This window comes from Flavobacterium sp. (genome assembly GCF_044338735.1).
Classification (GTDB): Bacteria; Bacteroidota; Bacteroidia; order Flavobacteriales; family Flavobacteriaceae; genus Flavobacterium.
Window position 1 is genome coordinate 1 of record NZ_JBIIWV010000021.1, and the last position, 19,725, is coordinate 19,725.

At 32.6% G+C, this 19,725-nt stretch carries 18 protein-coding genes and 1 pseudogene; 10 read left to right on the forward strand and 9 right to left on the reverse strand.

The annotated features are described in order from the left end of the window. Both fbaA and accD read left to right on the forward strand, forming a co-directional pair. Window positions 1-982 (forward strand): class II fructose-bisphosphate aldolase (gene fbaA, locus ACIQZC_RS02690; protein WP_396137693.1); only part of this gene is annotated, 982 nt, incomplete at its 5' end. Window positions 983-1,053: 71 nt separating this feature from the next. Next, window positions 1,054-1,908, forward strand: coding sequence for an acetyl-CoA carboxylase, carboxyltransferase subunit beta (accD, locus tag ACIQZC_RS02695; RefSeq protein WP_396137694.1), 855 nt, complete (start codon window positions 1,054-1,056; stop codon window positions 1,906-1,908). A 50-nt stretch (window positions 1,909-1,958) separates the two neighbouring features. Here the strand turns inward: accD and ACIQZC_RS02700 are convergent, their stop codons facing one another. The 3 genes from ACIQZC_RS02700 to ACIQZC_RS02710 all read right to left on the reverse strand — a co-directional run bounded on the left by ACIQZC_RS02700 (window position 1,959) and on the right by ACIQZC_RS02710 (window position 6,075). Continuing rightward, window positions 1,959-4,157, reverse strand: coding sequence for a TonB-dependent receptor plug domain-containing protein (locus ACIQZC_RS02700; RefSeq protein WP_396137695.1), 2,199 nt, complete (start codon window positions 4,155-4,157; stop codon window positions 1,959-1,961). A 94-nt stretch (window positions 4,158-4,251) separates the two neighbouring features. Beyond that, window positions 4,252-4,785 carry a hypothetical protein gene (locus ACIQZC_RS02705; RefSeq protein ID WP_396137696.1) on the reverse strand — a complete coding sequence of 178 codons (534 nt, stop codon included), beginning with the start codon at window positions 4,783-4,785 and terminating at the stop codon, window positions 4,252-4,254. A 39-nt stretch (window positions 4,786-4,824) separates the two neighbouring features. After that, on the reverse strand, window positions 4,825-6,075 hold the full coding sequence (locus tag ACIQZC_RS02710; RefSeq protein ID WP_396137697.1) for an ABC transporter permease: 1,251 nt from the start codon (window positions 6,073-6,075) through the stop codon (window positions 4,825-4,827). A 220-nt stretch (window positions 6,076-6,295) separates the two neighbouring features. Between ACIQZC_RS02710 and ACIQZC_RS02715 the strand changes: the two genes are divergently transcribed. Continuing rightward, complete coding sequence (locus ACIQZC_RS02715) at window positions 6,296-7,507, forward strand: NAD(P)/FAD-dependent oxidoreductase (RefSeq protein WP_396137710.1); 1,212 nt, start codon at window positions 6,296-6,298, stop codon at window positions 7,505-7,507. 145 nt (window positions 7,508-7,652) lie between these two features. On the opposite strand, the gene ACIQZC_RS02720 is transcribed toward ACIQZC_RS02715, so the two are convergent. Continuing rightward, a complete protein-coding gene (locus ACIQZC_RS02720; protein ID WP_396137698.1) occupies window positions 7,653-8,129 on the reverse strand; it encodes a TspO/MBR family protein in 477 nt (158 codons plus the stop codon). Between the two features lie 81 nt (window positions 8,130-8,210). Between ACIQZC_RS02720 and ACIQZC_RS02725 the strand changes: the two genes are divergently transcribed. From ACIQZC_RS02725 to ACIQZC_RS02750, 6 genes are all read left to right on the forward strand, one after another. Next, window positions 8,211-9,296: a diphosphomevalonate/mevalonate 3,5-bisphosphate decarboxylase family protein gene (locus ACIQZC_RS02725; RefSeq protein ID WP_396137699.1), complete on the forward strand. Its 1,086-nt coding sequence runs from the start codon at window positions 8,211-8,213 to the stop codon at window positions 9,294-9,296. Between the two features lie 9 nt (window positions 9,297-9,305). Next, the gene (locus ACIQZC_RS02730) at window positions 9,306-9,656 is read left to right on the forward strand and encodes a four helix bundle protein (RefSeq protein WP_396137700.1); all 351 of its coding nucleotides are present in this window, start codon (window positions 9,306-9,308) and stop codon (window positions 9,654-9,656) included. Between the two features lie 37 nt (window positions 9,657-9,693). Next, entirely contained in the window at window positions 9,694-10,632 is a 939-nt protein-coding gene (locus ACIQZC_RS02735; protein ID WP_396137701.1) for a mevalonate kinase, read from the forward strand. Between the two features lie 98 nt (window positions 10,633-10,730). Then, window positions 10,731-11,651, forward strand: a complete 921-nt coding sequence (locus tag ACIQZC_RS02740; RefSeq protein WP_396137702.1) for a geranylgeranylglycerol-phosphate geranylgeranyltransferase — start codon at window positions 10,731-10,733, stop codon at window positions 11,649-11,651. A gap of 30 nt (window positions 11,652-11,681) precedes the next feature. Further along, complete coding sequence (locus tag ACIQZC_RS02745; protein ID WP_396137703.1) at window positions 11,682-12,575, forward strand: pseudouridine synthase; 894 nt, start codon at window positions 11,682-11,684, stop codon at window positions 12,573-12,575. Between the two features lie 114 nt (window positions 12,576-12,689). Next, on the forward strand, window positions 12,690-13,049 hold the full coding sequence (locus ACIQZC_RS02750; protein ID WP_396137704.1) for a nuclear transport factor 2 family protein: 360 nt from the start codon (window positions 12,690-12,692) through the stop codon (window positions 13,047-13,049). A 6-nt stretch (window positions 13,050-13,055) separates the two neighbouring features. Here ACIQZC_RS02750 and dusB read toward each other — a convergent pair whose 3' ends face one another. After that, on the reverse strand, window positions 13,056-14,051 hold the full coding sequence (gene dusB, locus ACIQZC_RS02755; RefSeq protein ID WP_396137705.1) for a tRNA dihydrouridine synthase DusB: 996 nt from the start codon (window positions 14,049-14,051) through the stop codon (window positions 13,056-13,058). Between the two features lie 189 nt (window positions 14,052-14,240). Between dusB and lepA the strand changes: the two genes are divergently transcribed. Beyond that, window positions 14,241-16,037 (forward strand): translation elongation factor 4, encoded by a 1,797-nt coding sequence (gene lepA / locus ACIQZC_RS02760; protein WP_396137706.1) that lies wholly within the window; start codon window positions 14,241-14,243, stop codon window positions 16,035-16,037. A 137-nt stretch (window positions 16,038-16,174) separates the two neighbouring features. Here the strand turns inward: lepA and ACIQZC_RS02765 are convergent, their stop codons facing one another. The 4 genes and pseudogenes from ACIQZC_RS02765 to ACIQZC_RS02780 form a co-directional block, all read right to left on the reverse strand. Continuing rightward, the gene (locus ACIQZC_RS02765; protein ID WP_396137707.1) at window positions 16,175-18,280 is read right to left on the reverse strand and encodes a peptidylprolyl isomerase; all 2,106 of its coding nucleotides are present in this window, start codon (window positions 18,278-18,280) and stop codon (window positions 16,175-16,177) included. A gap of 98 nt (window positions 18,281-18,378) precedes the next feature. Next, window positions 18,379-18,561, reverse strand: coding sequence for a hypothetical protein (locus ACIQZC_RS02770; RefSeq protein WP_396137708.1), 183 nt, complete (start codon window positions 18,559-18,561; stop codon window positions 18,379-18,381). Window positions 18,562-18,581: 20 nt separating this feature from the next. Next, window positions 18,582-19,088 (reverse strand): LPS export ABC transporter periplasmic protein LptC, encoded by a 507-nt coding sequence (gene lptC, locus ACIQZC_RS02775; protein ID WP_396137709.1) that lies wholly within the window; start codon window positions 19,086-19,088, stop codon window positions 18,582-18,584. A 71-nt stretch (window positions 19,089-19,159) separates the two neighbouring features. Then, a pseudogene (locus ACIQZC_RS02780) lies at window positions 19,160-19,725 on the reverse strand (hypothetical protein); the annotation flags it as partial.

Genomic DNA, 19,725 nt, shown 5'->3' on the forward strand with positions numbered 1-19,725 from the left:
ACCTGCTGTAAACGTTGTAGGATCAAGTACAATTAATGGTGTTTTAGAAACCGCAGCAAAATTAAATGCACCTGTTATCATTCAATTTTCAAATGGTGGCGCACAGTTTAATGCTGGAAAAGGATTGTCAAATGATCACCAAAAATCGGCTATTTTAGGAGCTGTTGCAGGTGCAAAACACATTCATACTTTAGCTGAAGCTTATGGAGCAACCGTTATTTTACATACTGATCATTGTGCAAAAAATTTATTGCCTTGGATTGATGGATTATTAGATGCTTCTGAAAAACATTTTGCCGAAACTGGAAAATCGTTATTCAGTTCTCACATGATTGATTTATCTGAAGAGCCAATTGAGGAAAATCTTGAAATTTCTAAAAAATATTTAGAAAGAATGAGCAAAATGGGCATGACTTTAGAAATTGAATTAGGAATAACAGGTGGTGAAGAAGATGGTGTGGACAATTCAGATGTAGATAGCTCAAAATTATATACACAACCAGAAGAAGTAGCTTATGCTTATGAAGAATTGATGAAAGTAAGTCCGAGATTTACCATTGCAGCTTCTTTTGGAAATGTTCATGGCGTTTACAAACCCGGAAATGTAAAATTGACTCCAAAAATTCTTAAAAATTCGCAAGAATTCGTTCAAAATAAATTCAACACAAATGCTAATCCTGTAGATTTTGTTTTCCACGGAGGATCAGGTTCTACAATTGAAGAAATTAGAGAAGCTATTGGATATGGAGTTATTAAAATGAACATTGATACTGATTTACAATTTGCGTTTACGGAAGGAATTCGCGATTATATGGTAAATAAAGTTGATTACTTAAGAACACAAATTGGAAGCCCAGATGGAGCTGACAGTCCAAATAAAAAACACTACGACCCAAGAAAATGGGTTCGTGAAGGAGAAGTAACGTTCAACACAAGATTAGAACAAGCTTTTGCCGATTTGAATAACGTAAACACTTTATAAAAACTGTATAATGTAAAACTGAAAACGAACTTACAATATACAATTATACAATATACATTATACAATAAATTATGGCTTGGTTTAAAAGAAAAGAAAAAGGAATTACAACTGCAACCGAGGACAAAAAAGATGTTCCTAAAGGATTGTGGTACAAATCGCCAACAGGTAAAATTATTGACCAAGATGAATTGGCGAGAAACCTTTGGGTAAGTCCCGAAGACGATTATCATGTGCGCATTGGTAGTAGAGAATATTTCGAAATTTTATTCGACAATAATGAATTTAAAGAGCTAGATGCAAAACTAACTTCAAAAGATCCCTTAAAATTTGAAGACACTAAAAAATACAGTGATCGTTTAAAGGATGTGATGGGTAAAACCAAATTGAATGATGCGATTAGAACAGCAGTAGGAAAATCTAAAGGGAAAGAGCTTGTGGTTTCCTGTATGGATTTTGCGTTCATTGGTGGTTCAATGGGTGCTGTTGTGGGTGAAAAAATTGTAAGAGCAATTGATTATTGTATTAAAAATAACGTTCCTTTTGTTTTGATTTCAAAATCGGGAGGAGCGCGTATGATGGAAGCAGCCTATTCGTTAATGCAATTAGCAAAAACTTCGGCAAAACTGGCTCAATTAGCAGAAGCAAAAATACCTTACATTTCATTATGTACAGACCCTACAACTGGGGGAACAACAGCTTCTTATGCTATGCTTGGCGATATTAATATTGGCGAACCTGGGGCTTTAATTGGCTTTGCTGGACCTCGAGTGGTAAAAGACACCACCGGTAAAGAGTTGCCAGAAGGATTTCAAACTTCAGAATTTTTATTAGAGCATGGATTTTTAGACTTTATTTCTCCTAGAAAAGAGCTGAAAGATAAAATCAACTTGTATATTGATTTAATTCAGAATCAAGAAGTTAGATAATAAAAAATCCCGTTATTAATTCTAACGGGATTTTTTTTAAGAATACTTATTTAAAAGTTATACTTCAATCCGCCATAAATATTTCTTCCTGGAGCATTAATTCCTGAAGCAAAAACGCGGTACTGCGTGTCTAAAAGATTCTCAACACCTACAAAAAGTGTTGCCCCTTTATACACATTAAATCCTGTTTTAAAATTATAGGTTTCCCAAGCAGGCATCCCTCCCACTGGCGCATACTGAGCATTATCTTCACCGCTTGTTGAATAATCACTTGCCTCTTTTTTGCCGTTATAGAGCATATACGCTTCAAAATTTGCCCAACTTTTTGAATAAGCTATACCGATTTTTCCAAAGTAAGGCGAAATATGATCTAAAGGAGATTGATTACCATTTTCTATTACTCTACCTAATGTGTAATTAAAGTTTGCATTCAATAATAAACTAGGTATAATTTCACCCGAAAAATTTGTAGAAACTCCAGTAATAAAAGCTTTTCCTTTGTTCTGATTTGCAAAGACCTGACTTGTAGTTCCATCATAAAGAACAGTACTTTGATCGTTATACAAAAATTCATCGGTTACAATGGCATCATATAATCGGGTATAAAAGTAGGTGTTTTCAAATTTTATTTTTTTGGAATCAGATTGAATTACAAAACCAAAATCGGCCGTAAGTGTTTTCTCAGGTTTTAAATCTTTATTAGGAACAATTATTATACCTGCTGCAGATTCAAATATCTTTGCTAAATCATCAACATTTGGCGCTCTAAAACCAGAAGCTACATTCGCTTTTAAAGTAAAATTATTTGATGTTTTATGAACAATTCCAAAAGTTTCGCTGTAGGTAAAATTACCTTGTGAAATACTAGTAAATGGGAGCGAAAAAAATGTGTCATCTGCTATTGTACTTTTCAACGTAGTATATCCAATTCTAGCACCGGCATTCCAAACCGTTTTTTCAGAGATTTTTTCATTATAAGAAACATACACATCATTACGCATCATGTTGTTGTCGCCATTTGGATATCTAGTATCTAAATCTGTTCTAACACCTGTATTAATGTTATTTGCAAATGCTGTAGAATTCAAGGTTTCAAAATAAGATTCAAACCCATAAAATAATTCGCCTTTTGTGAATTTTTTATCTAAATCAAAACCTACTGAATACATCATTACATTCTCATTTCTGTTTTGCAAATTATAATTGCCAAAGCTTCTGTTATGGCGACTTTCTTTTGCCTTTTGAAATGCTACATTCAACTTTAAATCACTTCCTAATAGGGCTTTTTCTTTACTTAGTGAATATACTCCTAAAACACGTTGTTGAGGTCCATAATACCACTCCGAAAACTTCAAACCACTTCCGGCAGTTTCTGTTAATCTATCGTAACGATTAATATCTGAAGACGTTGAAAATTGGAAATTTAATCCATGTTCAAAACCAGATGATGTTTTGTAAGCAAACTTTTGTAAAAAATTATATTGCTTATAACCAGACCCTACTTGAGTATATTTATCGTTGTTGCTATTCAATTGATCAACACCATTTACCGTAGTAACATAAGTAGGCCTTTCACCAAAATAATCACCATTATGATTTCTTTCTTTTCCCATTTTTAAATCACCAAAATCATTAAATGATAAAATGGATAATGCAGCAAAATTTGTTGCTGCATAATTTAGAGTAAAAGCTATTGATTTTTCTTTATTAACCGAGCTATAGCGTGTATTTATTCCTCCCGTAAATTTATTTTTAGTCTCGTTAAAAAACTTTGCGCGTTTTGTTGTCATTGCTACAGTTCCGCCTAAGGCATCACTACCAAATAAAGTCGAAGTTGGACCATAAAAAATACCAACATTATCTAACATACTTTCATCAACTGTAATTACATTTTGAAGATGACCAGCTCTGAAAATTAAATTATTCATTCTTACTCCGTCTACTAAAAGCAAGACACGACTTGCCTCAAAACCTCTAATTGCGGGACTTCCTCCTCCTTGTTGAGATTTTTGAACAAAAAGTGCTCCTGAATTTGAAAGTAATTCTGCCGTACTTTGAAAATTTTGAAAATCAATTTGTTTGGCAGAAATTGCAACAACTTGATTGGCTAATTTTGAATAATCGTTTGGTAATTTTGTGGAAATCACCAATTCTGATAATTCAGATATTGATTTTACCGTGTCATTTTTCGTTTGAGAAAATGAAAAACCAACACACAATAACATTATATATTGAATGTATTTATTCATTTATTTAAATTTTATTTGTAATTAAAATACAAACCTATCCATCAAATAAACCCAGTTATCTGATAGAATAGTATTGTGTAAAATTGAATAAAATCTAAACTAATTCGGGAGGTGGAGCATTAATTGAAGTAACAATAAATTTATAATTGTCATTAAAACAAGCATTGTTACTATTTCTAAAAGTATTAAAAATAGGGTTCCAACTAAAAACTTCCGAACAAAATAATGATTTATAAAAAGTAACTATTTCTTGTTTTTTGTCTTTGGAAGGAACGTCTGATTGAAAAGCTCCAACTAATAATTTAGACAATTGTTTACTCAATTTGGTTTCTTCATGATCCCACCAACACCAATATTGAATAGTATCTGATGACGTGATTTTTTTAACAACATCATACATTTCTCCATTGAATTCAAATTCTAAAGAATGTTTCCATTTTAATTTTGTTTGACTTTCTTTTTTAAAAAATTGAAAGAATACCAATTCGCTTTTATCAATTCCAGCAATCATTTTCCATTTTACTTCTTTTCTTACAACAGCTTTTCTTTGCTGTAACCAAATATAGGTTACTGCAGCAGGAGCCATCAAAAAGAATAGCAAAAGAAAACTTATGAATTGTTTTTTCAATTTGGAAATATCTAGTCTCCAAATATACAAAAAAGAGTGTTACATTCCGCTTCGTATCGCTTCAACAGGATCTAATTTTGAAGCTGAAATGGCAGGTATAATTCCGGCTATTAATCCAATAAAAGCAGCTAAACCAGAACCCAATAGCATGTTTGAAGCGCTTAATACAAATTCGAAATCTAATGTGCTGGATAAAATGATTGCTATTACCCATACCAGAAACATTCCTATCAAACCCCCAATTAATGATAAAATAACGGCTTCAATTAAAAATTGGAATAAAATGAATTTATTTCTCGCACCTAATGCTTTTTGAATTCCAATTAAATTGGTGCGCTCTTTTACCGAAACGAACATAATATTTGCAATACCGAAACCACCCACTAATAAAGAAAATGCACTGATTCCCCATCCAATGGCGTTCATTTGTCCTACTATGTTATCTATAAAATCGGTAAATCCAGAAAGAACATTCATGAAAAAATTATCAATTTCACCGGTTTTAACACCTCTATGCACTCTTAATTTTTGTGCTAATTCGGCTTTAAATTCTTCGATATCAATTCCTTTCTCAGGTTTAATTAAAATAGCAGCGCGCAGCGCATCATTTTCATCACCATACATTCTTCTCAAAAAATTAACAGGAAAAAACACTGCAACGTCATTACTATCGCCAAACATGCCTTGACCTTGTTTCTTTAAAACACCAATAACGGTAAGTTTTTGTCCGTATAAACGTATTTTCTTTCCAATAGGATCGGTGTTTTCGAATAATCCGTTAGCAACTTCACTTCCAATTACAATTACTGGACTTCCAGAGTTTGACTCGGCTCCATTAAACAACCGACCGGTTTCTATTTTTATCGGTTCAATATCAAAAAAATCTTCGGTAGAAGGTTTGACGCGTATTGAATTAACTGTTTTGGATTCAAATTTTACACTTTCGTTTCGGGCAAAAAAATTGAAAGAAATTTTTTCAATACTAGGAATACTTTTTTTCAAAAACTCAAACTCATCATACGTTACTTTTGGAAATTGTTCGCGTTTCCAGCGAGGCACTTCAGATGGGCCAAAAGAAAAATTCATAAGGTATACGGTATTCATATCCATATCGCTTAAATCTTCTTTAATTTTCTTATCCATAGAATCTACTGCCGCTAAGACCGCAATAATTGAAAAAATTCCGATGGTAACTCCTAACAATGAAAGAAGCGTACGCAATTTATTATTGCGCAAAGCATTGATTGCAAAGCTGAAACTTTCTGAAAGTAAACGTAAATATAAAAGCATAAATATTGAGCTATAAACTATAAGTAGAACAAATCTATAAAATGTTACAAGTTGAGCCATAAAAATACCCCAAAATAGTATTAACCTTTTTTGGGGCAGAAAAAATGAAATTCATTTTTTCTAACTGAATAATAGTTAACATACAATTTTAAAGTCCTGCTTATCCAAAGCGGGACTTTTTATTTTAAAATTTAACCGATATTTGCAAAAAACAAATCCATTGAATTCAAAATACGACATTATCATTATTGGTGGAGGCGCTGCTGGTTATTTTACTGCCATTAACATCGCCGAAAAAAATTCAAACCATAAAATAGCCATTCTAGAACGTGGAAAAAACGTATTAGAAAAAGTGCGCATTTCGGGTGGAGGAAGATGTAATGTTACTCATGCGTGCTTTGTACCCAATGATTTAGTAAAATTTTATCCTCGTGGCGAAAAGGAATTAAAGGGACCCTTTCATCAATTTTGTTCGGGAGATACCATCGAATGGTTTGAAAAACGTGGCGTAGAACTAAAAATTGAAGATGATGGAAGAATGTTTCCAGTTTCCGATTCGTCTCAAACCATAATTGATTGTTTTCAAGAAGCAATAAAAAAACAAAAAATAGACGTCTTAACAAATCATAGTGTTCAAGAATTATACAAAACCGAAACCCATTTGAAAATAACAACTACTCAAGAGGTTTTTACTTGTGAAAAAATAGTAATGGCAACAGGAAGTAATCCTAAAATGTGGGAATTGTTACAAAATTTAGGTCATTCCATAATCGAACCCGTTCCATCGTTGTTTACGTTTAATATCAAAGATCCTCGAATTAAAGATTTAATGGGACTTTCAGCTTTAGCTTCCGTTAAAGTCAAAAAAACCAAACTAGAAGCATCGGGTCCTTTATTGATTACCCATTGGGGAATGAGTGGCCCAGGGATTTTGAGACTTTCAGCATGGGGTGCGAGAGAGTTAGCCGAAAAGAAATACCAGTTTGCTATTCAAGTAAATTGGTTGAACGAAACGAGTTTTGAGGAAGCAATCGACTTATTGAAAGACATAAAAGAAGAACATGCTAAAAAATTAGTAACTAAATATGCTCATTTTGAATTACCAAAACGTCTTTGGGAAAACCTAGTTTTTGCTGCTGGAATTTCAGAAGAAACAAAATGGGCAGATATAACTAAAAAACAACTCCATTCGTTAATTGAACAACTTATAAATGGCGAATTTCACGTCAACGGGAAAAGCACCTTTAAAGAAGAATTTGTAACTGCCGGTGGAATTGATTTAAAAGAAGTCAATTTCAAAACCATGGAAAGCAAAATTTTACCAGACGTATATTTTGCAGGCGAAATTCTAAATATTGATGCCATTACAGGCGGATTCAATTTTCAAAATGCCTGGACAAGCGGTTTTATTGTGGCAGAAAATATTATATAATAATTTCTTTAACCACTAAGCTCACTAAGAATTTACTAAGAACACAAAGTTGTATTAAACCTATATGAACTTATAAGTCTAAATGGTGTAAAGGTCTTTTTATACTTTGCGAAAAAACTTTGCTAGACTTTGCGTTAAAAAAGAATTATCTATTCAACCAAAAAATACTAGCTGTTAAAATCGTTGCAAAACCTACCCATACCATATAAGGAATCAATAAATAAGCTGCTTTTTTATCAATTTGCTTGAATACATGATACGTTTCATAAATCATTAACCAGAGTACAACTATTTCTACTAAGGCCAATAAAAAATTGTGCAATCCAAAGAAAATATAAGACCAAAGTGCATTTAACGCTAATTGAATTATAAAAAATAACATCCCTTTTTTAACCAAAGGCATTTTAACAGCCATTTGATTCCAAATAAGTCCGCTGGAAATTCCCATCAATATAAATAAAAGTGTCCAAACGGGTGCAAAAACCCAATTTGGCGGATTAAAAACTGGTTTCTTTATCATCGGATACCACGTTTCAATACTGGCTTGTGTTACTTTACTGGATAAATATCCAACAGCTAAACAAACCATGACCATGTTGATTATTCGCAAATATTTTGTCATTTTTTCAAATTTATAAGCAAATTAACGAAATATCAAGGGAACAAATCAATCAAAATCGGTATTTTTGTCAAAATTTTAGCTATGCTTCTTGAAAAAGATTTTATCGCAACTTCATATCAATCCATTGAATCCGCTAGTTTTGAATGGAGTGCACCTAGTAATATTGCTTTAGTGAAATATTGGGGGAAAAAAGAAAGACAAATTCCAGCCAATCCATCGATAAGTTTTACGTTAAACAATTGTAAAACAATTACAAAATTAGAAGTAGTTAAAAAATCGGAAAACAATGTTTTTTCATTTGAATTATTGTTTGAAGGAAAACCAAAAGAAGATTTCAAACCAAAAATTCAAAAATTCTTTGAAAGAATCGAGCAATTTTGCCCATTTTTAAAAGAATATCACTTTAAAATAGACACCCAAAATACCTTTCCTCATAGTTCAGGAATTGCTTCTTCAGCATCTGGAATGGCAGCTTTAGCGATGAATATCATGAGTTTAGAAAAAGCAATTAATCCGTCGATTTCAGATGACTATTTTTATGCAAAAGCTTCATTTTTGGCACGATTAGGAAGTGGAAGTGCATGCCGAAGTATTAAAGGAGAAGTGGTGGTTTGGGGCAATCATGCTGAAATTTCAGGAAGTTCAGATTTATTTGGAGTCGAATTTTCAGCAATTCATTCTAACTTCAAAAACTATCAAGACACAATTTTATTAGTAGATAAAGGCGAAAAACAAGTTTCAAGTACTGTTGGGCACGATTTAATGCACAATCATCCGTTTGCGAAAAGACGTTTTACTCAAGCACATGAAAATTTATCTAAAATAAAAGCAATTTTATCCTCAGGAAATGTAGCAGAATTCATCAAAATTGTAGAAAGTGAAGCATTGACCTTACACGCGATGATGATGACTTCAATGCCCTATTTTATATTGATGAAACCAAATACATTAGAAATTATCAATAAAATTTGGAAGTTCAGAAACGATACACAAGTTCCAGTATGTTTTACGTTAGACGCCGGTGCCAATGTGCATGTTTTATATCCTGAAAATGTGAAAGAAAATGTATTGCAATTTATTCAGAATGAGTTAATTGAATATTGCCAAAATGGTCAGTATATTTGTGATGAAATTGGGAATGGAAGTCAATTGATAATGAATAATTAACAATTGATAATGGAGAAGAAAAATGTTATTAAAGAAAAATCTTTTGAATTTGCTAAAGAAATAGTGTACCTTTATAAATCCTTGGTAGATAAAAAGGAATTTGTTTTATCCAAACAATTGTTGCGTTCAGGAACATCCATTGGAGCTAATGTAAGAGAATCAGAGCATGCACAAAGCAAAGCAGACTTTATTCATAAGTTATCGATTTCACTGAAAGAAGCAAATGAAACAGAATATTGGTTAGATTTGTTGTTTGAAACGAATTATTTAACCGATGAAGAGTTTCAAAATGTAAAATATAAAATTATAGAAATATTGAAATTGCTTACTAGTATAATCAATACTTCAAAAAATAAATAATTATCAATTATTCATTATTAATTGTCAATTAAATAATATGAAAGGACCGCTTTTTTACTCAAAAATATTACTTTTCGGAGAATATGGAATTATCCAAGATTCGAAAGGACTTTCAATTCCTTATAATTTCTATAATGGGGCTTTAAAGAAAGAGGATAATTCGTCTGAAATAGCTATTAAATCAAACGAAAGTTTGAAAAAGTTTGTTACTTATTTAGAGCAATTACAAGCGGAACAACCTGAGTTGGTAACGTTCAATTTGACAGTTTTAAAACAAGATGTAAACAGCGGTATGTATTTTGATTCCAGCATTCCACAAGGATATGGCGTTGGAAGTAGTGGCGCCTTAGTGGCTGCTATTTATGATAAATATGCGAATGATAAAATCACGGTTTTAGAAAATTTAACGCGTGAAAAATTAGTACAATTGAAAACGATTTTTGCCCAAATGGAATCTTTTTTTCATGGAAAAAGTTCGGGTTTAGATCCATTAAATAGTTATTTGAGTATTCCCATTTTAATTAATTCGAAAGATAATATTGAAGCAACCGGAATTCCTACTCAAAGCACGCAAGGAAAAGGCGCTGTATTTTTATTAGATTCAGGAATTGTAGGTGAAACCGCTCCAATGGTTTCTATTTTTATGGAAAACCTAAAAGATAATGGTTTCCGAACGATGTTGAAATCGCAATTTATCAAATATACTGATGCTTGTGTGGAAAATTTCTTGCGCGGCGATGTAAAATCGTTATTAGAAAATACCAAACAATTATCTAAAGTAGTGTTAAACAACTTTAAACCAATGATTCCCGAGCAATTTCATCAAATATGGCAAAAAGGAATCGACACGAATGACTACTATCTAAAATTATGTGGTTCTGGCGGTGGCGGTTATATTTTAGGATTTACTCATGATTTAGATAAAGCAAAAGAATCCTTAAAAGACTATAAATTAGAAGTAGTTTATAACTTTTAAATAGGCAAAAGGGATTAGAAAAAAGGGATTAGGTTTGAGTATAAAATTCACCATTATTACCCTTCACCGATAACCCATAACCTAAAACCAAAAGAGAAATGCTTACTCGTAAATTCAAAGTAACGCTAAAAAAAATTGCAAGCCTCTTTTCTGTAATTAGAGGGTATAACATTTGGGTGATTGTTTTAGCACAATATCTTTCGGCTATTTTTATTTTGGCGCCTGAAAAAAGAGCTTTGGCAATTATTTTGGATTGGCAATTATTTTTAATTGTAATAGCTTCATCTCTTACTATCGCTTCGGGATACATTATCAATAACTTTTATGATGCAAAAAAAGATTTAATCAATCGGCCTAAAAAAGCGATGATTGACCGATTAGTAAGTCAAGAAACTAAGCTGAAAGTGTATTTTACCATAAACTTTATTGTGGCATTTTTGATGTTTTTCATTTCGTGGCGAGCGATTTTATTTTTTTCAACCTATATTTTCTTAATTTGGTTTTATTCGCATAAGTTGAAAAAAATATTTCTAGTTGGAAACATTACGGCATCCGTTTTAGCAGTTTTGCCTTTTTTTGGGATTTTAATGTATTATAAAAACTTTTACGAAGTAATTTTTGCGAATGCACTCTTCTTGTTTTTACTAATTTTAATTCGTGAAATGATTAAAGATTTAGAAAATATTGAGGGCGATTTAATTACCGATTATAAAACAATTCCTGTTGTTTTTGGTGAAAAAATGGCCAAAACTATCATCACAATTTTAACTTTTTGCACCGTAATTCCCATATATTTTTTAATCGAAATTTATGATGTGGGCTACATGGATAGTTACTTTTACCTTAGCATGATTATGCTATTGTTTTTCGTAATGTTGTTATGGAAATCAAGCTCTAAAACCGAATTTTTAAAACTTCATTTTTTATTAAAACTCATTATTGTATCGGGGGTGTTTTGCATCATTCTCATCGAGCCTTCCGTTTTGATACACGGAAAAAAATTGATTTCAACATATTAGTTATATCTTTGCAAAAATTTGTTTACAATTATGTCACGTCATCAAGATAACGATAAAAGCCGTCCGGGTTCTGCAAGACAAGGAGGATACAAAAAATCCAGCAATTCAAGAGGAAATGCTCCTGTTAGAAAAGCACCTTCAAAATTTGCCACAAAACCCGAAGCACCTAAAGAAGCACCAAAGGCACCAAAATCTCCTAAAAGACCTTCAAATCCAGACGAAATGCGCTTAAATCGCTACATTTCTAATTCAGGAATGTGTAGCAGAAGAGATGCTGATATCTACATTCAAAGTGGTAATGTAAAAGTAAACGGAGAAGTTATTACCGAAATGGGACATCGCGTTAAACTAACTGATGTGGTGCAGTTTGACGGCGTTAACATTACACCCGAAAAGAAAGAATACATTCTATTAAATAAACCTAAGAACTTTTCTACAGCAGGCGATGATGCAATAGGTTCAGCAAATGTATTAGACTTGGTTAAAAATGCTTCAAAAGCAAATTTAATACCGGTAGGAAGAATGGATAAAACCACTACAGGCTTGTTATTGTTTACCAATGATACTGAAATTGTACAGAAATTCACCGTTCCCAATCAACGTTCGTCTAAAGTATATCAAGTGACTTTAGATAAAAACTTAAAATACGAAGATTTAGAACGTATCCAAAAAGGACTAACTATTGACGACCACAAGGTTTTTGTGGAAGAAATTACTTATATCGAAGACCAACCAAAAAGCGAAATCGGGATTAAAATGAAAACGTCTAATGTTAAAGTTGTTCGTAAAATTTTCGAACACTTAAAATATGATGTTTTAAAAGTTGACCGAGTAACTTTTGCTGGTTTGACCAAGAAAAATTTACCAAGAGGCGATTGGCGTTTCTTAACCGAACAAGAAATCATCAACCTAAAAAATTCGTAACCCTTTTTTTTAAAACATATAGACACATAGAATTTTTTATGTGTCTTTTTTTATTTAGAATCTTTGCGAACTTTGCAAAAAACTTAGCGCTCTTTGCGTTTAAATTTAAACTTTATGCCCAATCAACTTCAACAAATTGCACTTAGATGGTTTGATGCGTTCAATACAAAAAATCTTGAGAAATTATTGGCGTTATACGACGACGAAGCCCAACATTTTAGTCCGAAATTAAAAATTCGCCAACCGGAAACCAATGGATTAATCATCGGGAAAGAAGCAATGCGTGTTTGGTGGCAAGACGCTTTTGATCGATTGCCAACATTACATTACAAAGTAACTTCATTAACCGCAAACACAGATCGAGTGTTTATGGAATATACACGCCAAGTAGCAAACGAAGACGATATGTTAGTTGCTGAAGTATTAGAAATTAAAGACGGAAAAATTGTGTTTTCTAGAGTGTATCATGGGTAACATTTACTATTCCTGAAAAACATAATCCGCATATACCTGCTCAATCTCAGTAAATACATCTAATAATTGATTGATACCATCTGTGGTGACCAATTTTTGTTTGTATTCTTTAAAACCGTGAATGCCTTTGAAATAATTGGTATAATGACGGCGCATTTCGTTAATACCTAAACGTTCACCTTTCCATTCTACACTCCAAATTAAGTGATTTTTGGCTGCTTCAATTCGGTCATCCATGCTGGGAGCGGCTAATTTTTCACCCGTAGCGAAATAATGTTTTATTTCATTAAAAATCCAAGGATAACCAATCGCGGCGCGACCAATCATCATGCCGTCTAAACCATATTTATTTTTGTATTCCAACGCTTTTTCAGGAGAATCAATATCACCATTTCCAAAAATAGGCATTGAAATTCTAGGGTTTTCTTTAATTCGTTGAACGTGTGACCAGTCCGAACGTCCTTTATACATTTGTGCTCGTGTTCGTGCATGAACCGTTAAGGCTTGAACGCCAATGTCTTGCAAACGCTCAGCAACCTCATCTATGTTGATCGAATTGTCATCCCAACCCAATCGTGTTTTTACTGTTACCGGCAAACTCGTTCCTTTAATAACCGCTTTGGTTAAGCGAATCATCAAATCTACATCTTTTAAAACCCCTGCTCCTGCTCCTTTACAAACTACTTTTTTTACGGGGCAACCAAAATTAATATCTACTAAATCGGGTTGTACCGCATCGACAATTCGTGAAGACATCTCCATAGCTTCTTCGTCACCGCCAAAAATTTGAATTCCCACAGGGCGTTCATAATCAAAAATATCGAGCTTTTGTTTGCTTTTAACTGCGTCCCGAATCAATCCTTCCGAAGAAATAAATTCAGAATACATTAAATCGGCACCATGTAATTTGCACAAACGACGAAATGGCGGATCACTCACGTCTTCCATCGGCGCTAATAATAAAGGAAAATCAGGTAATATGATGTTACCAATTTTTGGCATGATGCAGTAATTTTTTTGCAAAAATACGACAAGATTTTTGATTGAAGATTTTCGATTGAAGATTTTTGAATTTTTAACGATTCAACTACTAGTTTCTTCTATTAACAATCAAAACTTTAGTTTATATTTGTAGATTAATTGTTCGAAAGAATTGCTATTGATATTTGAACTTGACATTGAACTTGAAGAATGAAAAACATTAGAAATTTTTGCATTATTGCACACATTGACCACGGAAAAAGTACGTTGGCAGATCGTTTATTAGGCGCAACACAAACCGTTACAGCTCGTGAAGAAAAAGCACAGTTATTAGATAACATGGACTTAGAACGCGAACGTGGTATTACCATAAAAAGTCACGCCATTCAAATGGAATACACCTATAAAGGTGAAAAATATATTTTAAACTTAATTGACACACCCGGTCACGTGGATTTCTCGTATGAAGTTTCTCGTTCTATTGCCGCTTGTGAAGGGGCTTTGTTAATTGTTGATGCGGCACAAAGTATTCAGGCACAAACCATTTCAAATTTATATTTGGCTTTAGAAAATGACTTGGAAATTATCCCCGTTTTAAACAAAGTAGATTTACCAAGTGCTAATCCTGAAGAAGTTAGTGATGATATAATCGATTTATTAGGTTGTAAATTAGAAGATATTATTCATGCTTCTGGAAAAACAGGTTTTGGTGTTGAAAATATTTTGGCAGCCATTATTGAAAAAATTCCAGCTCCAAAAGGAAATGTTGAAGAACCTCTTCAGGCTTTAATCTTTGATTCACATTACAATCCGTTTCGTGGAATTGAAGTTATTTTCCGTGTAAAAAATGGTGAAATCAGAAAAGGGCAAAAAATTAAATTCATGGCAACAGGCAATGAATATTTTGCTGACGAAGTAGGAACTTTGAAATTAAATCAAGTACCAAAAGACGTTATTTCAACTGGAGATGTAGGCTATTTAATTTCGGGAATAAAAGAAGCAAAAGAAGTAAAAGTTGGAGACACCGTAACCGATGCTAAAACGCCAACTACCAATATGATTCAAGGTTTTGAAGATGTAAAACCAATGGTATTTGCAGGAATTTATCCAGTAGATACAGAAGATTATGAAGACTTGCGTGCATCTATGGAAAAATTACAGTTGAACGATGCTTCATTAGTATTTACAGCAGAAAGTTCGGCAGCATTAGGATTTGGTTTCCGCTGTGGATTCCTAGGAATGTTACACATGGAAATCATTCAGGAGCGTTTAGAACGCGAATTTGACATGACGGTAATTACTACTGTTCCAAACGTTTCCTATCATGCGTATACTAAGAAAGAACCTGAAACAATTTTAATTGTAAATAATCCTTCAGATTTGCCCGAACCTTCAAAATTAGACAGAGTTGAAGAACCTTACATTAAAGCAACTATAATAACAAAATCAGATTTCGTAGGAAATGTGATGAGTTTATGTATCGAAAAACGTGGTGTAATTACCAACCAAACCTATTTAACTACCGAGCGAGTGGAATTGAATTTCGATATGCCACTTGCGGAAATTGTATTTGATTTTTATGACCGATTAAAAACCGTTTCTAAAGGATATGCTTCATTTGATTACCACCCAATAGGAATGCGCGAATCAAAATTAGTAAAACTAGATGTGTTGTTAAATGCACAATCCGTTGATGCACTATCGGCTTTAATTCATGACAGTAATGCGTTTTACATTGGGAAAAAAATGTGTGAAAAGCTAAAAGAATTAATCCCAAGACAACAGTTTGATATTCCGATTCAAGCGGCTATTGGAGCAAAAATTATCGCCCGTGAAACCATTAAAGCGTTACGTAAAGATGTAACCGCAAAATGTTATGGTGGCGATATTTCGCGTAAACGTAAATTATTAGAAAAACAGAAAAAAGGTAAAAAACGAATGCGTCAAGTGGGTAACGTAGAAATTCCTCAAGAAGCGTTCATGGCGGTTTTGAAGTTAAACGATTAACTAGAGCCTCCTATATGCTATAAAAACGCAATCAGTTACATGGTTGCGTTTTTTTTACTTCTAAAATTTACTTTGAGATTAAAACATAAAAAAAGAGCTGAAAAATATCAGCTCTTTTATTTTAAAGTAAATTCCTGTTAGAAATTTGCTCTGTTATCTTTTATATCTGCTTTATCTTTTATTGAGGTATACGCTTTTGACGAAGCGTAAGATTGATTTTGAGATTTCTCTTGGGTGATATAAGTTGTATAATCAGAAACTGCAGGTGCTTTAACAACATTCTTAGTTCTAATCATAAACATACCGCTAGTTCCTTCAATAATTTTAGAAGTTTTTCCTGCGGCTAATCCAAATGCTTTTCCAACAACTTTAGATTCCATACCTACATTAGGAATGATAGGGTTTTTAATAGTAACACCCGTTGCAGTTAAAACAGTAGCACCCGATGCTTTTGAAACAGCATCTAATGAATTTCCATTCATTTTTTTCTTGATGATTTCAGCTTTTTTCTGATTTTTAAGGATTGGTTCTACAGATTGTTTTGCAACATCCAAAGGAAGTAAACCCGAATCATTGATGTCTTTTAATTTTGTAACCACAAATCCTTGAGGTACTTCAAAACGTTTTATTCCACCAACCTCAGTTTCTTTATTAAAACTCCAACGAACTATTTCTCTTTGAGATCCTAAGCCTTGAACAAATTCGTCATAAGCTTTGATATTCGTTGCAGGAGTAACTACTAAACCTGCTTTTTTAGCTACAGCAGCAAAATCTTTATTTTCTAATGCTCCAGACTCTAATTGACTTGCTTTTGTATAAGCAACATCAATTGTAGCATCAGAAGCTTGAATTTTTTGAGCAATTGTTCCTAATAACACAGCGTCATTTTTACCTGAAACTTTCATTACGTGGAAACCAAATTCTGTTTCTACCACGCCCATTGTTCCTACTGGATTATTAAAAACAAAATCATTGAATTTTGGAGTCATTTGACCTGGCGCAATATTATCATATTCTCCACCATTATTTTTTGACCCTGGATCATCTGAATTTGTGATGGCTAGCATGGCGAAATTGCCAGGATTTGCTTTGGCCTGAGCCAATAAATCATTTGCTAATTTTTGAGCTTCTTCTTTTGTTCTAGTAGCTGTTGATCTTTCTGCACCTTTAAAAGCTAATAATATGTGACTTGCTTTTGCACTTGCATTCGCTTTTCTACCAATCATTCTTGATAAACATTGGTGCCCATTATGAACGTAAGGTCCAAAAACTGCTCCAGCTGGTAAATTAAATAATTGCTCTTGAAAGTCAACTGGTAAATCTTTTTTTGCTAAATAGGTTGAATCAAATTTGATATCAGAATTTGCATTTACAAACTCTCCTACATTTGAAACCGCTCTAAATCCAGGTAATGTATCATTCATTTTAGTTTGTTCGTTATAAACAACTTTTCCTGTTAACACTCCTGAAATAGATTCTAACATTGCAGCTTCATCTTCTTTAGATGGTTTATTTTCCACTAAAATAAAATCAATACTTCTGGTGTTGTCTGATTTATATTTTTTAGGGTTTTTCTTCATGTATTCTACAATTTCATCATCAGTAACCTTTACTTGATCATCATTAACCGTTGAAAAAGCAACCGTTACATAATCAAAATCAGCTTTAGTAGCTTCCATTTCGTAAGAAAATTTACCTTCAGCTTTAGTAGTCACAACACCTGATTTAATCATTGTATTGTATAATTGCTCCACAGCATAGGTTTCGATATTTTTTTCAAAATCTTTCCATTGCAACCATTGTTCCTGATTTGGTGCATTTTTTAAAGACTTGATGTATTCTTTGAATTTATTTTCGTCAAACTGACCTGCAGCATTTAAAAACTGTTGATTTTGAGCAAAATTTGGATTTTGTTTGATTACGTTGATTAATTGTTCGTTGCCAATTGCAAGTCCCAATTTTTCAAATTCTTCACCAAGAATAATGCTTCTTACTTTTTGATCCCAAGCAGAATTAATTGCTTGTGTATTACTCATACCTTGACCTTGCTTTTCCATCATTGCAACTTGCTGCATGAATTCTTGTGCGGAAATGTCTGTTCCATTAATAGTTCCTACACTATTTGCGCTACTTCCAAAAGTTCCACTTTTGATTACATCTGCTAATACAAATGAAAATAATGCTAATGCAATAATTACAATTAGGAAGAATGAACGTTGTCTAATTTTAGATAAAACTGCCATTTTTATTTATGTTTAATTTTTTTTCAGAGGGCGAAAATACGATTATCTATTTAATAATAAAATAGAAAAAGCACATTTTCACAGATTTTTTTAAGTTTTTATTTTTTATTTTGGTATTTATTATAAAAATGTCTTCTAAAGAAAAACATTCCTAAAGAAACTAGTGCAATTAATATGCTAAGCACATAATTTTCATTATTAGTAAATTTCGCAAAAGCATCATAGGCAAAAAAAGCGGCAAATGCTAGATAAAAATATTGTACAAGTCTTAAATAGTTCATTTTAATTTTTTTAGTTGGTATTAGTCAATCGTGTTTACTTCTCCGTTACTTCGTTGCATATTGAAGATTTTAAAATCCTTACTAAAATCAACACCCGGACCTTCTAAATAGCCCCCTGCTTCATCAGAATATTTAAAAGGCTTTTCAGTAAAAAACCATTCGCTTTTTTGATCATAATATAATTGAGAAGTTTCTAATTTTTTTCCGTCATGAGCCGTAATAACTACGTTTCCTTGCAAATCTATAATTTTAGTTTTTTTGTATGAGATCGCATAATCAGAAACTATTGTAGTCTTATTTTCATTTTCATCAATTAAGGTTAAATGAATTCCTTTTGGAAATTCGGTAAATGGATTATAAACCGTACTATATTCAAACATTTTTGGGCTCTTTAAAATTGATTTTATTCGACCCGAATCGGTATATTTTAGATTAATTGTATCTACTTCTCCAGAAGGCACAAATGAGGTTTCTGTTAATTTTTGCACTCTTTTCAAATCGCTTTCACAAGACAAAAGAACTTGCATAGTAATAAGTACTACAAGACTTTTGCAAAAGAAAATAAAGCAATTTTGAACCTTCATTTAGTATGTATTAATTAGTCTATTTTTCTTTTAATAAACCAAATATCGCTTAAGGATAACCCAACAGTTACATTAACATAGTTTTCTTCAATCAAACCACTCGTAGTAGTTCCCCTTTTTCCAAACTCTACTCCTAAATTAATTTTTGAAAGGCCTACTGGTAATCCTAAACCAAAAGTAAATGCATAATCATTGATACTTTTATTATTAAGAACCAATCCGGTATTCTCATATCTAAATCCACCACGGTAAATTATTCTACTCAAATAATTATTAAACGAATCATATTTTGGAACGAAATAGCCCCCAATAGCAACTTTTGTTGAATTTTCGTAGGACACATTTTGAATCGGACCAAATCGATTAGTCAATGAATTATTGTTGGCAAAAGTCAACTCTGAACCAATCGCCCATTTTTTATTTTCGCTTAACCCTAAACCAAAACTAAATTTAGTTGGGATTTTTAATTTGGTGTCATTAACAGGAATGGTATTTTCCTCACTTATTAATTCTGCTCCATTAATATTATAAATAATGGTCGCTATTTTTCGCTCATTCTCAGAACTCAATGTTACTTCAG